Raw genomic sequence first — 15256 nt, 5'->3', positions numbered from 1 at the left:
CTGCTATTGAATATAAAATGTCGTTAGTTAACCGATTGTTTATATATCATAAGTGTACTACGTACTTTGCTAATAACTATTTGTTTAGTTTTAAAATATTTTTTTAGTAAAAAATAACCTTCTTAGTAGTCTTGTTGGTATGCTGATTAAACTTTATTCTTTATGTATTACTGTCTTTCTGCAAGGGATGCGATAATGAAAAAAGGTTCTGGCTTCTATAATCTTGAAGGTATGATTTCAGATGATAGTATAAATAAATACTTATTAACCATCAGAGGGTCGGTAAATTTAGGTGTACTTGATGTTGAATCAATTGACGGAAAGGAAAGTCTAAGTAAACCATATAGTTATAAAATAACATTCACTTCAAAATGTAAAGATATCCCTCCAGAATCTCTTCTTAATATTGAAGCTATGCTACAAATTAGAGCCCCTAATAATAAATGGAGTAAATATGTTCAGGGTTCTGCAATGTGGATCAATGAGCGGCAAATAGAAGGGGTTATTACATCATGTTCACTTATTAGCACTTCAGCGGATGAATCACTGTACGAAATCAGGCTGGAGCATAAGCTTGCATTACTCTCACGACGCAGGCGATCGGCTATTTACCTGAATATTAACGTTCCGAAACTGGTAACGCAGATCCTCAAAGAGCATTTTTTTGCTGATTATGAAATCGACTTTGATAAGCTTCTTTCTACCTATCCTGACCGGGAAATGATCGTACAGTGGGAGGAATCAGATTTAGCGTTTGTCAGCCGCATCCTGTCAGAAGTTGGGATCTGGTTCAGGATTGAAAATCATCATGCGGTTTCGCACATTATGGTGCTTATCTTTAGTGATTCCCAAAGCCGGTACATCTTCGATCAAAAGATTATGCATGCATCTCATGCGGGTCTGACAGCAAATGATTACGCGATCGATAAGCTGGTATCAAAGCACAACCTTGTCTCCGCAGCCGTTAAAGCAAAGAACTTTGACTACCGGCTTGCCAACTCGCTAATACTCAATGCTGATGCCGATGGGGCTGAACAAACATCGACGACGTATGGAGTGGATTATCGTTATGCGGATATTCACCACCAGCCGGGATCGAAATTTGCAGAGGAACAACCGGGCGAATCCAGCTGGTTCTACGCCAAACTGCATCACGAAATTATTCTTAATAATCAATCTATTTTAAGCGGGGTGACCACCAGCCCGTCGATCGCGCCAGGTATGGTGCTTGAAATCGACGGTACTATTCCGCAAGCGTTTACTTCAGGATTTGTGGTAACGGCAATGCGGGTGACGGGGAGGCGTGATGCCGCCCTTCAATCCCAACTGATCGGTATTCCTTACAGTGAGCGCGTTTGCTTTCGGCCGCAGCCACTACCCCGACCGCGTATCGTGGGTACGGTTCCCGCAATTGTTTCCTCCCGAATAGACAATGACAAATATGCCCATATCGATGTGCAGGGGCGCTATTGGGTGAAGTTTGATTTTGACCTCGACCAACATAAGCAAGGCTATGAAAGTATGCCCGTCCGTCTGGCACGGATTTATGCCGGTGATACTTATGGTCATCACTTCCCGCTCATTCAGGGGGCGGAAGTTGCCATTGCGTTTGAAGGTGGTGATCCGGAAAGGCCTTTCATTGCCCATGCGCTGCATCATGCTCCAAAGCCTGACCTCGTCACCAGCCGTAACAATACCCGCAACGTAATCCGTACTGCGGGCCACAATAAGCTGCGGATGGAGGACCGACGCGGACAGGAACACGTCAAGTTAAGTACCGAATACGCTAAAACCCAGCTGAACATGGGCCACCTTGTTGATGCTGGTGGTAAGCCGCGCGGTGAAGGCGCAGAACTGCGCACCGATGAGCGGGGGGTGTTGAGAGCCGCAAAGGGAATATTGCTGACGACAGAGGCGCAGCCAAAAGCCCAGGGCAAGCAGCTCGACATGAACGCAGTTGTTCAACAGCTACAGGCTGCGCTTGTACTGGCAACCTCTCTTCAGCAGAGCGCCCTGACGGCGCAAGCGTTAAACGTCGAAATGGGGCAACAGCAGCAGCTTAACGCCGCACTTGAACAGTTGACTCAGCCGGGGCTGGTGGCCTATGCCGATCAAGGTATGGCTCTGCTCACACCAGAAACCATGGCGCTGTCGGCAAACAAAGATCTGTCGCTGAATGCGGCCAATAACGGCAGTTTTAATGTTTTTAAAAAACTCTCCATGGCTGTCGGACAGGGTTTATCGCTTTTCAGCAGAGCGATCGGGATCAAAATTATTGCCGCAAAAGATGATATTTCCGTCCAGGCGCAGCGTGGTGAAATGGGCCTGCTTTCCGATCAGCATTTTCATATTCAAAGTATGAACGGCAATGTGACCATCAGCGCCAAAAAGAATATTCAGTTGCTGTGCGGGGGGGGCGGTATCCGAATAAATGAAGATGGCTCAGTAAAAATATTCTCTCCCGCTAAAGTGCAGTTGAAAGGCACCATTCTTGACTGGAGTGGGCCGGAATCCGTTAAAGATAAATCCCCCGTTTTTCAGGAAGACCAGTTTCACCGCCGCATTAAATTACATGGTTATGGGAATACGGACGATGTTCTGAAAAAGACAAAATTCAGACTGACTAAGGCCTCCGGTGAAATCATTGAAGGTGTTACCGACGATGAAGGCATGACGCCGTTACTGGATATGACGGAAATGGATGAAATGAAAATGGAGATTTTGCCAAATGAGTAACAGTCCCTTTAATCCGCGAGTCGTGGCGACGGGGGTACAAGGCGTGCCTAAATCCACCGGTGGAAAAATGGCAGTCTGCGAAGTGGCGGTTAAAAACCCTATGCCCTGTATTGTAATCCTTGTTCATGGTGTTAACGATGTGGGCGAGGCGTATCAAAATCAGGAGCAGGGGATCATTGCCGGCCTGAATGAACGTATGGGCCGTACGGATATGTATCCGCATGAATGGCACCAGTTCAAAATGGATATGGGCGATGGCGAACAGCAGCAGGTGAAAATGCCTGGGCGCAGTCCGGTGATCCCATTTTACTGGGGATATAAACCTGTTGATCATGCAACGTATATCGAGGACCAGCGGCGTTATCGTGATGAGCTGGCTAAATCAGGCAGCGCCGCAAAGCTGCCTTACAATGCCTACCAGGAAGATGACGCCACGAAGCTGGCAAAGTTAGGACACATTCCTCAAACCACGTTGAAATATCAGAATGATAATTTCGGTAATGTTCTCGACGATGTGTATGCCAAAGGCGGTGGCACCTTTGCGAATGCGACAACCACAATTCCGGATATGTTAGGCCCGGGCTCCGGCGGCCTGACGAATGGCGCTGCAGGATTTGCTTCATTTCATATGAATGGTGGGGATTTTACGCATCCTATTTATGATAACCCTCACCGTATTTATCAGTTTTTTGCTGCGCAGAGGCTGGCCGATTTAATCCTGATGATTCGAAGTGAATCGGCAACAAAACGGGACCCAATTAATATCGTTGCACATTCGCAGGGGACTATTATTACTATGCTGGCAAATATGCTGGTCATGCAAGCTGGTGAGAAACCAGCTGATTGCGTTATTCTTAATCACTCCCCCTATGCGCTTGAAAATACGTTTGCCGAGAGTGCGACCCCCGGACATCACCAGACGGATCGCGCCCGTCAGCAGACGTTTAAAAATTTCTGTCATTTGATGGCGACAAACGATAAATATGGCAAAGGAGAATACCACACCGGAGCGGAAATTGATGATATAGAAGGCGCAACATGTCTGAGTAAAACCCATTCTCAATGGCGCAAGAATAAGCTCTATACCCGCAATAACTTCGGCAAGGTGTATAACTATTTTTGCCCCAATGACAGTGTTGTCTCATTACTTAACGTACAGGGTTTTGGCTGGCGAGGCATACCTCACGACATTGCGAGTGGTATAGAGAATTTGCGCCAGCGTGTTTTCTGCGAAAATGGCCCCGATATAGGTTGTAGCCCCCAAAGCGTGCCTTTTGAAATGCCGACGTTAAAAAAGGGAAGTTTTAATCAGGATACGGGTTTTACTAAACAATATACGTTTTCCGATGTTGTGATTAATGGTGAACAACTTCCCGTTACTTTTAAGCATCAACTACAGGGGGTAGAGAGCAAGTATAAATATTCGTTAGAGCCTGATTCCCCCGATCAGGTCATCTCATTTTCTGCAAAAGCCACTATTATTTCCCGTACTGAGACAGATATTAAAAATCTCAGCGGCGCAGGTTTCGATTTTTTACAGCCAGGTCGGGAATTAACACCAGCAGAACTCATAATGTTCAGCAATAAATATGGTAAGCGTTATACCAAAGGCGCTGTCCTTGGAGGGGGATACAATAAAACCGTACAGCTGATTTATGAAAAAACGGCGGATGAACTGAAAAAAGAATGGATGCACTCAGACCCTGTTGGTTACAGCCAGCATTCCTCTATTGTCATGTCAAAAGATGCCCCAGCGAAAGCAATGGCCTTCGATCTGGCGGTGGGGATATGCAGGGCATTTGATTACGAAAATGGTGAGTTCTGGGTGAAACTACTTCGCCGTGGGGACTGGCGTATGAAGAAGAATGGTTTCCTGGATGCAGTTAATTATTATAATACTGGAAAGTTGAGCGAAGACCGTACAAAAGATTTTATGAATAAACTCGATGACATCTTGCCCAAGGGGGTATTTGGTGTTGTTAACGAGTTCTGTCATTCAACTACAGTTAAACCTGCCAGGCATAATGAAATATACAATACGGAGATTTCTAATCTGCAATGGGATATGCCTAAGCCAATTAACGTATAAGGATAATTTATGAAACTGGAGATTTTTTTAAAGATAATAATTGGTGCGTTCTTGCTATGCGCTGTCACTGCCTGTACAAAATCACCTTCACAGGTAATTTATCGCTATGATGATAACCGTTATCTTGAATTGAAAGGTTTTAATTGTGAGGGGGCGCTTTGGTATCATGATACCAAAAGGAATATACATAAGGAGTTAGTCAATGGTGTTTATTCTACATATCAGATCTTTACCGGAGTTTATATTCACCCATCGGATAAGTATATCTTGATACCAAGATGGGAACCGAGTGCATATAAAATATCCAAAGACTATGGGCAAACATGGCAGGTGGCATCTTATATGTCCCCATTTCAGGGGCAAGAGAGAAATTCAGAGGGGAATATGGTCGACAGACCGGAGGGAAAAGAAATAAAAAGAGTGGTGGTGGTTAATAATCAGGCATTTATTACCACTTCGCTGAATCATTTGTATATGAGTTCATACCCTTTTGACGATCCGCGTCTAAAACCCGGCGGGTCGGGTATAGATTATAAATACTTTGATGACACATATTATCTCTATAAACCAGGCAAACATAAATCCAATGGCGAGTATGTGGACGGTCATACCAGTCCTGAGTTTCCTGGACGAGCCTGGGGGACGGTCGTTTTTATGAAAGCTGCTTTAGCCCATTTAACGGAGGGTTATAAGGCAAATTATCAAAACCTGCCCGACAAAGAACCGGAGGTGGTGGGCTATAAGGGATGGACCCGTATGCGCTGTGACCTGGATGCGGGAAAATAATCTGCAATGGGATATGCCTGAGTCGCTTAACGTTTAAGGACAAATAATGAAAATGAGTAGTATGTTAAAAATAATAATCGGAGCAATCTCGCTATGCGCCGTCTCTGCCTGTACAAAATCACCCTCACAGATTATTTATCGGTTTGATGATAATCGTTATCTGGAACTGATCGGATATGATTGTGAAGGATATGTTGTTTATCATGATATAAAAAGAAATATTCATAAGTCAATTTATAGCAACCCAATATACATGGTATTTACGGGAGAATATATTCATCCTTCAGAACAGTATATTCTGGTGCCTGAATGGGAACCTGGGGCATATAAAATATCTAAAGACTATGGGCAAACATGGCAGGTGGCATCTTATATGTCCCCATTTCAGGGGCAAGAGAGAAATTCAGAGGGGAATATGGTCGACAGACCGGAAGGAAAAGAAATCAAAAGAGTGGTGGTGGTCAATAATCAGGCATTTATTACCACTTCGCAGAATCATTTGTATATGAGTTCATACCCTTTTGACGATCCGCGTCTAAAACCCGGCGGGCCGGGTATAGATTATAAGTTCTTTGATGACACGTATTATCTCTACAGGCCAGGCAAGCATAAATCCAATGGTGAGTATGTGAATGCCCACATCAGACCTGAATCTCCAGGGTATGCGTGGGGTACGGTTATTTTTATGAAAAAAGGACTGAATAATCTTGTTGAGTCAGAAAAATCGAATTATCAAAACCTGCCCGACAAAGAACCGGAGGTGGTGGGCTATAAGGGATGGACCCGGATGCGCTGTGACCTGGATGTGGGGAAATAATATGAAAGGTGTAATCAGGCTAAATGACCCGCTGGAAAACGGTGGGTATGTGAACAAAGCTTCTGGTAGCAAGTTTATGGGAATTCCTGTCGCTTTAATGGGGGATACTGTTCTTTGTGTTGCGCATAAAGGGACCTTTCCCATACTTGATTTTGAACCAACCTGGACAATGGACGGTAGAGGCGTTGTTGTGGATGGGTGTAGGGCTGCATGCGGTTGTGCAATAAAAACCACACTGCCAATGGCGGGGACAAGCAAATGAGTAAATGGAAGATACCAAACAAGAATCCCTATCAAGACCCAGGAAAATTCCCGCTAAATATTATGCTGGTTATTAGCTGTGCTATATTCTTGTTATGTATGATGTACTATATATTAAACTGGCTTCAGGAAAAGAAAGTTGCTGATGATTTGACATGGAATGCAATAGTAATCCCTTCTCTAATAGTGTTAGTAATCTGGTGTGTGGTGATAATCATTCACGGTATAATATCTTTTCCGTTTTATTATGCGGGTTACCTTGAGCAGTATGGTATGTATAAGTGGAAAAACTGGGCAATACAGGCATTGCCTCTTTTAGACTATTCATCAATTCTCCCGGTGCCTGAACTGGCATTAAAAATTCAGAAACTAGAAGGGGAAGCGCCAGCAGGTTCTGCAACGCCGTTACGAATTGATATCGAAGTTGATTCAATGGATGACGCCAGAGTTGATAAAGTGCTAAGCCGGTTGATAGAACCACTCAAGAATTCTCTTGTCAAAGAGTATCGTCCGTTTAATACCTGGTTGTATGTTAAGGGTGCGGATGACACTATCGGCAATAGTTTCAGGGCGGTACTCGCAAGTCTGGGCATCTCCAGCAATAAGGTCGGAGACGTTAATATTCTTCATGATTGTCCGGATTATTCTTTAATCAATGGTTGGGTTGGCCTAAATATTTCTGAAAACAACCTGGTTATTACAGTTGAATTGCACAATAAAAATAATTCTGATTTTTTCGAAAGTGCTAATGTCTTTATTTTTACCAATGCAAAATTGCTTGAAGATAAAGACACACCTTTATATTTATTGCGTATGATGGACAGTACTCCATATTATCTTGATGAAATCGTAAGTGCATATTTATCTGCTCAACAAGTGGATGTGAGTAAAATTAAAAAGATGTGGTTCAACTCACTGGATAAACAGTCAAAATTCGTAATGTTTAGTGGGGTGGAAAACGCAAAAGTGAACATTTTGGCCGATAGTCGATATGAACTGGAAGCCGTTACTGGGCAAAGCACAGAGGTTCAGCGTTGGGTTGTATTGGCGTTGGCTGCGGATGCTGCAAAATATGGTCAAGGACATCAGTTATTCGCCAGTGCATCCGCAGGCACGATTCAAACCGGAATAATAACTGCTAAATATCCAGGATGTTGGCCTGCACTTGGTAAGCTCGATTTCGGGAATTATTGGAAAATCATAATTGTTTGCGCAATTATTTTATGGGGTATAGGGTTTGTAAGTCTCGTGCCAACGGAAATGTTCAATAATCATCCCTGGTATACGTTTACTCCTTTAGTTATCGGCATTCTGGTTATTTATACGGCGATTATGATTTATTCTTTGATAGTGAGTCAAAAGATAGAGCGGGAAATGGATATTTATTACTCTCAGTTTTTATGAGGTAAGCGCCCTGACGGGCGCTCATACTTCTTTTACTCTCTTTGCGGCAGGAGAGCATCAGTCGGTTAAGGGGTTATTTCACCGTCCAACCCTTATAGCTGCCGACGTTGTTTTTATCGATCATCGTCACCGGGATCAGTACGGGCTCTTTCGGGGCGGGTTTCCCCTGCAATATGTCATAGCCGATTTCGACCGCTTTGGCAGCCATCACCTGCGGATCTTGTGCAGGCGTCGCCACAAATAGTGAGTTTTCCCGCTTCAACGCTTCTTCAGCGTCTGGCGATCCGTCTACGCCGACAATAAAGAATTCGCTACGTTGTGCCTGTTTTGCTGCCAGATCGGCACCGATCGCCGTAGGATCGTTAATGGCGAATACGCCGTCGATCTTCGGATTCGCCGCCAGCAGCGCGGTCATGATCTCCAGTCCGCCTTCGCGACTGCCTTTGGCGTTTTGGTTATACGACAGCACTTTGATATCCGGGTGACGTTTAAACTCGGTCTGGCAGCCTTCCACGCGGTTCTGGACGGCGGAAACCGGCGGCCCGTTGATAATGACGACGTTGCCTTTCCCTTTCAGACGGTCGGTAATGTATTTACAGGCCATTTCACCCGCCTGGGTGTTATCGGAGGTAATGGTCGCATCTGCGCCTTCCGCCGCTACGTCAACGGCAACCACCACAATCCCTGCGTCTTTCGCGCGTTTTACCGCCGGGCCGATGCCTTTGGAGTCGGCGGCGTTAAGGATAATCATGTCGACCTTGGCGGCAATAAAATTGTCGATTTGCGACACCTGTTGTCCCAGATCGTAGCCGCTGGAAACCAGCGTCACTTTAACGCTATCACCCGCCAGTTTGCGTGCTTCCAGCTCCGCGCCTTTGGTGATCTGCACGAAGAACGGGTTGGCCAGATCGCCCACCGTAACGCCGATCGATTTCAGTTCTTTTGCCTGCACAAACGGAGCTGCAGCAAGCAGTGCGCCAGCACAGAGCGCGGTGACTAAGGGCTTCAATCTCATGCTGTATTCCTCGAAGTAAGATGTTGTTGTTATGCACTTTGATGGTGTCGGGTACGGTATTTGTCGATCAGTACCGCTATGATGATCACCGCCCCTTTGATCACCAGTTGCCAGAAATAGGAGACGCCCATCAGCGTCATGCCATTATTGAGCGTGGCGATAATCAACGCCCCTACCAGCGTGCCGGTGATGGTACCGATCCCCCCAACAAAGCTGGTACCGCCGAGGATCACCGCCGCGATGGCGTCCAGCTCGTAACCCATGCCTAAGTTGCCGTTGGCGCTGTATAGCCGTGAGGCGCTCATCACCCCGCCAAGACCTGAGAGCACACCGCTCATGCCGTAGACGAACAGCAGCACCAGCCACACTTTGATACCGGTTAAACGAGCGGCCTGCATATTGCCGCCGACCGCATAAATATGAACGCCGAGTGTGGTGCGCCTAAGAATGAACCAGCACATCACCACCACCGCCAGCGCAATGACCACTAGCCACGGAACCGGACCAAGATAGTTGTTACCGATCCACTCAAAGCTGATATTGGAATTGATCACCGTCGTGCCGTCGGCCAGCAGGTAGGCCGCGCCGCGCAGCGCCGTATACGTTCCAAGCGTGACGATAAACGGTGGCAGTCCGGCAAAAGCAACCAGCGCGCCGTTAAACAACCCCAGCACCAGACCGAGCATCAGCGCCGCCGGAATCGACAGCATGGCAAATTCAGGGATCAGCGAAACGACCATAGCCGCGACGGCGGTGGTGCCGAGAATCGAGCCAACCGAGAGGTCGATCCCACCGGTCAAAATAATGAAGGTCATGCCAGCCGCCAGCACGATGTTGATCGACGCCTGGCGGGTTATATTCAACAGGTTGCTTTCGGTAAAAAAGTTTGGCGCGATAAAGCCAAATACCGCCACTATCAGGATGAGAATCGGCAAGATGCCGACCGTTTGCATCAGATCGCTCATCAGCAATTTTTTCGCGGAGGCGGATTTCGCCACCTGCTGGGGAGTGGTTGGATTATTCATGGGACACCGCCTGATGATGGGAGTCGTTCACGCCGGTTGCCAGCGTCATAATATTTTCCTGGGTAATACTTTGCCCGTTCAGCTCACCAGCAATGCTGCCTTCCCGCATGACGTAAACGCGATCGCTCATACCGACGACTTCCGGCAATTCGCTGGAGATCATCAGGATCGCCACGCCTTTGCGCGCCATGTCGTTCATGATCCGGTAGATCTCGCTTTTGGCGCCAACGTCCACGCCGCGCGTGGGTTCATCGAGGATCAAAATGCGTGGGCCGATCGCGACCCAGCGTGAAATCAGCAGCTTTTGCTGATTACCACCGGACAGCCCGCCCGCGCGTACCTGGGCGTGCGGAACGCGGATGTTGAGCAATTGGATGGCGTCATCGGAAATAGCCTGCGCCTTTTTGCGATCGAGCATGCCCCAGTTGGCGTCACGTTCCAGCGTCGCCATGGTGATGTTCTCTGCTGCCGCCAGCTCTAAAAACAATCCCTGCTCTTTGCGGTTTTCCGTCAGAAAGCCAATGCCGTGGTCAATCGCCTCGCGAGGGGAGTGGATCACCACCGGTTCACCGTCTACTTCAATCATGCCGCCGATGGCTTTACGCACGCCAAAAATCAGTTGAGCCAGTTCAGAACGCCCGGCGCCGACTAACCCGGCAAGGCCGACGATCTCCCCGGAGCGCACCAGCAAACTGCACGGCTGGACTTTATGACCGTCGGTCAGGTGGTGGACGTTGAGGCGCGCTTTACCTAAGGGAATATCGCGCTCTTTGTTGAACAAATCGCTTAACGGTCGGCCCACCATCATGCGCACCAGCTCAGAGGCGTTGAGTTTGTCGCGGGTCAGGCTGCCTACATATTGCCCGTCGCGCAGGACGCTGACGCGGTCCGAGAGTTCATACACCTCCGCCATGCGGTGGCTAATGTAGATAATCGCCATCCCCTCATCGCGCAGGCGCATGATCAGTTCAAACAAGCGGTGGGTTTCACGTGAGGAGAGGGCGGCAGTGGGTTCATCCATCACCAGAATGCGGCTGTTACGGTGCAGGGCGCGGGCGATTTCCACCTGCTGCTGTTCGGCGATGGTCAACGTCATCACGCGATCGCTGGCCTTAAACTGGGCGCCGAGCCGGTCGATGACTTTCTGCGACTGCATCACCATCTCTTTACGCTGGACCAGACCGCCGCGCGACAGCTCGCTGCCTAGAAAGATATTTTCCGCCACCGTCAGGTTCGGCGCGAGCTGCATCTCCTGGTAAATCAGCGTGATGCCTGCGCTGAGCGCGTCTTTTGGTCCGCGAATGTGAAACGGCTGACCGTCGATCAGGATCTCACCGCTGGTGGCGGTATACGCGCCCGCGAGGATCTTCATCAGAGTGCTTTTTCCCGCGCCGTTCTCACCCATCAGGGCATGAATCTCACCCGGCCAGACCGTTAAATCGACCCCTTTCAGCGCGTAAAATTTACCAAATGCTTTGGCAATGTTGCGCATCTCCAGAACCGGTGTCCTGCTCATAGCGGATCTCCTGTGGGGTGGCCGATATCAGCAGTCCATCACAGGAATGTAAATGCAAAATGTCAGAAGCCGTTCATATTTGTCATATTGCGATTTTTCTTCACGGAGCGTGATATGCCGCAACCAGGACGTCACTTTTTCGCCAGTGCGCGCGGACGATTGCTGTTCTTCAATCTGCTGGTGGTGACGGTCACGCTGATGGTAAGCGGTGTGGCGGTGCTGGGGTTTCAGCATGCCAGTCAAATCCAGGAACAGGTGCAGCAGCAAACCGTTGACGACATGACCGGCAGCATGAACCTGGCGCGGGATACGGCGAACGTGGCGACGGCGGCGGTGCGGCTGTCGCAGGTGGTCGGCGCGCTGGAATACAAAGGTGAAGCGGAGCGGCTGCAGGACACGCAACGGGCGCTGAAGCATTCGCTGGAACAGTTGGCCACCGCGCCGTTGGCGCAGCAGGAGCCGGCGCTGGTCGAGCGTATTATCCAGCGCAGCCAGGAGCTACAAAGCAGCGTGGAAGGTATGCTGCAGCGCGGGCAACGGCGACATCTGGAACGTAACGCCCTGCTCAGTTCGCTGTATCAGAATCAAAGTTATTTACGTCATCTGCAAACGCTGACCGGCGCGCAGGATGACGTGCTGCTGGGGCAGATAGACCGCTTAATTGTTGCCGCCATTGAAACACCCACGCCGCGTTCGGTGGTGAAACAACTGGACGGCGTGATGCCCGCGCTGCCTGTGCAAAATAGCAATCCGCTGATTACCAACATCCTCACCGACTTCAACCAGGAGTTGCATAAGCTGGAGCCGCTTTCTTCCGCGCTGGAGCAGAGCGATTTGGCGATCAACTGGTATATGTTTCATATCAAAGCGCTGGTGGCGATCCTCAACAGCGATATCAACCGGTATGCTTCGCAGGTGGCGCTGATCTCCGAACAGCGGGTGGCGCAAAGCCATCAGGAACTGCAATCCGGCGCGTTGTTTATTTTGGTGTTTGCGCTGTTGGCGGTGGTGATCACCGGTTTTGCCGGCTGGTATATCTACCGTAATCTCGGTTCTAACCTGACGGCCATTTCGCGGGCGATGACCCGGCTGGCGCACGGTGAATCGGACGTTAGCGTCCCGGCCCTACAGCGGCGCGATGAGCTGGGCGAGCTGGCCCGCGCCTTTAGCGTCTTCGCCCGTAATACGGCATCGCTGGAGCACACCACCCGACTGCTAAAAGAAAAAACCAGCCAGATGGAAATCGACCGCACCGAGCGCCAGGGGCTGGAGGAAGCGCTGTTGCACAGTCAGAAACTGAAGGCGGTAGGGCAACTGACGGGCGGATTAGCGCATGATTTCAATAACCTGCTGGCGGTCATTATTGGCAGCCTGGATCTGGTGAACCCAGACTCTCCCGATGCGCCACGGGTCAATCGGGCGCTAAAAGCCGCCGAGCGCGGGGCGCTCCTTACCCAGCGGCTGCTGGCCTTTTCGCGCAAACAGTCGTTGCATCCCCATGCGGTGGAGCTGAAAACGCTGCTGGAAAATTTGGGCGAACTGATGCGCCACTCTCTTCCGGCTACGTTGACGCTGGAGATTGAAGCCCAGTCTCCCGCCTGGCCCGCGTGGATTGATGTCAGCCAACTGGAGAACGCCATTATCAATCTGGTGATGAATGCCCGTGACGCCATGGACGGGCAGGCGGGCACGATTAAAATCCGTACCTGGAATCAGCGGGTCACGCGCAGCGATGGGCGTAAGCAGGATATGGTGATGCTGGAAGTTGCCGACCAGGGAAGCGGGATGTCGCAGGAGGTGAAAGCTCAGGTCTTCGAGCCGTTTTTCACCACCAAACAGACCGGCAGCGGCAGTGGGCTGGGGCTGTCTATGGTCTACGGTTTTGTGCGCCAGTCCGGTGGCCGCGTGGAGATTGAAAGCGCCCCTGGGCAGGGAACGACGGTCAGATTGCAGCTTCCTCGCGCGGTTGTGCCGGTGCAGACACCGGTGGAGACAATTGCACAGCACACCCCGACTCGCGGTGAAAAACTGGTGCTGGTTCTCGAAGATGAAGCCGATGTGCGCCAGACGTTATGTGAGCAATTACACCTGCTGGGCTACCTGACGTTAGAGGCCGCCAACGGCGAACAGGCTATGCATATGCTGGCGGCTTCATCCGAGATTGATATTTTGATCAGCGACTTAATGCTGCCCGGCGGTTTAAGCGGTGTGGATGTGGTTAATCATGCGCTGGCACATTATCCACAACTGAACATCCTGCTGATTAGCGGCCAGGATTTACGTCCGGCGCATAACCCGGCGCTGCCGGATGTGGCGTTATTGCGTAAGCCCTTCACCCGGGGAGAACTGGCGCAGGCGCTGCGGCATTCGCGTAATTGAGATTCCTCCGCTACCCGCGCAAATACGCTTTGATTACCGTGGGGCGAGTTTCTTGATGAGGCTGGTTTTATGCAACGCTCCGCGACATTCTTACTTTTCACTCTGCTGATGATGACCACCGTATCGGCGCAGGCCGATATTATCGATGACGCCATCGGCAATATTCAGCAGGCAATTAACGACGCCTACAAACCGGACAGCGGGCGGGATTATGACGACTCTCGTGATGAAAGCTGGCAGCGACAGATGAGTGACGATCGTCGCAGGCAGTATGATAATCGCCGCCGCCAGTTTGAAGACCGCCGCCGCCAACTGGATGACCGCCAGCGCCAGCTCGATCAGGAACGGCGTCAGTTAGAAGACGAAGAGCGCAGAATGGAAGAAGATTATGATCGTTAGCGCAATTTTTCGCTGGCAAGGTTATAGGGAGCAGAGACCTGTTAACAAGTGTTTTAGTGCGATGTAAACCTACCTCAGCACAATCTCCATTCCGTCATACCCGGCTTCGAGCCCTGTCGGTAGCGGATTCTCCATCATCCACAAATCAAACTGATGACTGATATGCGTCAGGATCACCCGTGGGCAGCGGATAACCTCGTTCAAGGCGATAACGGTATTTACATCGCTGTGATTGCGCGGCGGCTCGGCGCGCGGGGCGTGGCTGCAGTCGATGATAATCACCTGAGGCTGGTTATTGTGGAGAAACTTCAGCGTCTTGTCGGGAAGTCCGGCGGTATCGGAGAGCCACGCCACGCGGCTGTGCGCGGTCTCCAGCAGATAGCCAAACGTCAGCTTTGAATGGTTGAGCGGGAGTGGCGTCACCTGCAACCCTTGCAGGTTAAACACCACGAATGGCGCGACGGTATGGCTAAAATCGAGGATGCCAGGGTGCTTAAACAGATCGTCGCATCCCTGTTCATCCGGCGGACCGTACACCGGGATAGTCGCCCCCACGCCCCAGCGCAGCGGAAACAGCCCCTGCACGTGATCCATATGGTAGTGGGTGAGCAGAAACTGCTGGAAGCTGCCTGCTGGCCAGTCGTCCATCAGATGCGGGATCCCCGCGTCCAGCAGCGTCACCGCATTGTTAAATTTGACCACCCCGCTACAAGGGCGTCGACGGTATTGCGCCTGTAAGCGTGCTCGTTGGCAGGCCGCACAGTCACAGCCAAATGCCGGCACCAGTTGCGCGCCGCCGGTTCCCGTCAGCGTAATGGTCAGACTCATG

Annotated in this window: 12 protein-coding genes; 8 read left to right on the top strand and 4 right to left on the bottom strand. The window is 50.0% G+C overall.

From position 1 onward, the window contains the following. The first annotated feature begins 195 nt into the window (after positions 1-195). The 6 genes from vgrG to HV352_RS21640 are packed head-to-tail and all read left to right on the top strand — an operon-like array spanning position 196 to position 8093. Entirely contained in the window at positions 196-2736 is a 2541-nt protein-coding gene (gene vgrG, locus HV352_RS21665; RefSeq protein ID WP_181635084.1) for a type VI secretion system Vgr family protein, read from the top strand. Continuing rightward, positions 2729-4825, top strand: coding sequence for an alpha/beta hydrolase (locus HV352_RS21660; protein ID WP_181635083.1), 2097 nt, complete (start codon positions 2729-2731; stop codon positions 4823-4825). Before vgrG ends, HV352_RS21660 begins: the two co-directional genes overlap by 8 nt. A gap of 9 nt (positions 4826-4834) precedes the next feature. Further along, the gene (locus HV352_RS21655; protein ID WP_141895789.1) at positions 4835-5611 is read left to right on the top strand and encodes a hypothetical protein; all 777 of its coding nucleotides are present in this window, start codon (positions 4835-4837) and stop codon (positions 5609-5611) included. A gap of 46 nt (positions 5612-5657) precedes the next feature. Beyond that, entirely contained in the window at positions 5658-6428 is a 771-nt protein-coding gene (locus tag HV352_RS21650; RefSeq protein WP_181635082.1) for a hypothetical protein, read from the top strand. Position 6429: 1 nt separating this feature from the next. Continuing rightward, a complete protein-coding gene (locus tag HV352_RS21645) occupies positions 6430-6690 on the top strand; it encodes a PAAR domain-containing protein (protein WP_016155465.1) in 261 nt (86 codons plus the stop codon). Next, on the top strand, positions 6687-8093 hold the full coding sequence (locus HV352_RS21640; protein WP_181635081.1) for a hypothetical protein: 1407 nt from the start codon (positions 6687-6689) through the stop codon (positions 8091-8093). The genes HV352_RS21645 and HV352_RS21640 overlap by 4 nt, the downstream gene beginning before the upstream one ends. Before the next feature lie 73 nt (positions 8094-8166). Here HV352_RS21640 and HV352_RS21635 read toward each other — a convergent pair whose 3' ends face one another. From HV352_RS21635 to HV352_RS21625, 3 genes are read right to left on the bottom strand one after another with little or no spacing between them, the layout of a single operon-like run. Next, positions 8167-9108 (bottom strand): ABC transporter substrate-binding protein, encoded by a 942-nt coding sequence (locus HV352_RS21635; RefSeq protein ID WP_019077849.1) that lies wholly within the window; start codon positions 9106-9108, stop codon positions 8167-8169. Between the two features lie 29 nt (positions 9109-9137). Beyond that, positions 9138-10133, bottom strand: a complete 996-nt coding sequence (locus HV352_RS21630) for a hypothetical protein (RefSeq protein ID WP_016155386.1) — start codon at positions 10131-10133, stop codon at positions 9138-9140. Next, positions 10126-11649, bottom strand: coding sequence for a sugar ABC transporter ATP-binding protein (locus tag HV352_RS21625; RefSeq protein WP_016155468.1), 1524 nt, complete (start codon positions 11647-11649; stop codon positions 10126-10128). Before HV352_RS21625 ends, HV352_RS21630 begins: the two co-directional genes overlap by 8 nt. A gap of 114 nt (positions 11650-11763) precedes the next feature. Here HV352_RS21625 and HV352_RS21620 point away from each other — a divergent pair, with 114 nt between their 5' ends. Both HV352_RS21620 and yjdP read left to right on the top strand, forming a co-directional pair. After that, on the top strand, positions 11764-14028 hold the full coding sequence (locus HV352_RS21620; protein WP_181635080.1) for a hybrid sensor histidine kinase/response regulator: 2265 nt from the start codon (positions 11764-11766) through the stop codon (positions 14026-14028). Between the two features lie 69 nt (positions 14029-14097). Continuing rightward, positions 14098-14427 carry a DDRRRQL repeat protein YjdP gene (yjdP, locus tag HV352_RS21615; protein ID WP_016155470.1) on the top strand — a complete coding sequence of 110 codons (330 nt, stop codon included), beginning with the start codon at positions 14098-14100 and terminating at the stop codon, positions 14425-14427. A 69-nt stretch (positions 14428-14496) separates the two neighbouring features. On the opposite strand, the gene phnP is transcribed toward yjdP, so the two are convergent. Continuing rightward, the gene (gene phnP / locus HV352_RS21610; RefSeq protein WP_016155390.1) at positions 14497-15255 is read right to left on the bottom strand and encodes a phosphonate metabolism protein PhnP; all 759 of its coding nucleotides are present in this window, start codon (positions 15253-15255) and stop codon (positions 14497-14499) included. Between the last annotated feature and the right edge of the window lies 1 nt (position 15256).

The sequence above is a fragment of the Citrobacter sp. RHBSTW-01044 genome (assembly GCF_013781945.1).
In the GTDB taxonomy this organism is placed as follows: Bacteria; Pseudomonadota; Gammaproteobacteria; order Enterobacterales; family Enterobacteriaceae; genus Citrobacter; species Citrobacter braakii.
The sequence above is the reverse complement of the archived record's forward strand: the minus strand, read 5'-3'. Positions and strand labels throughout refer to the sequence as shown.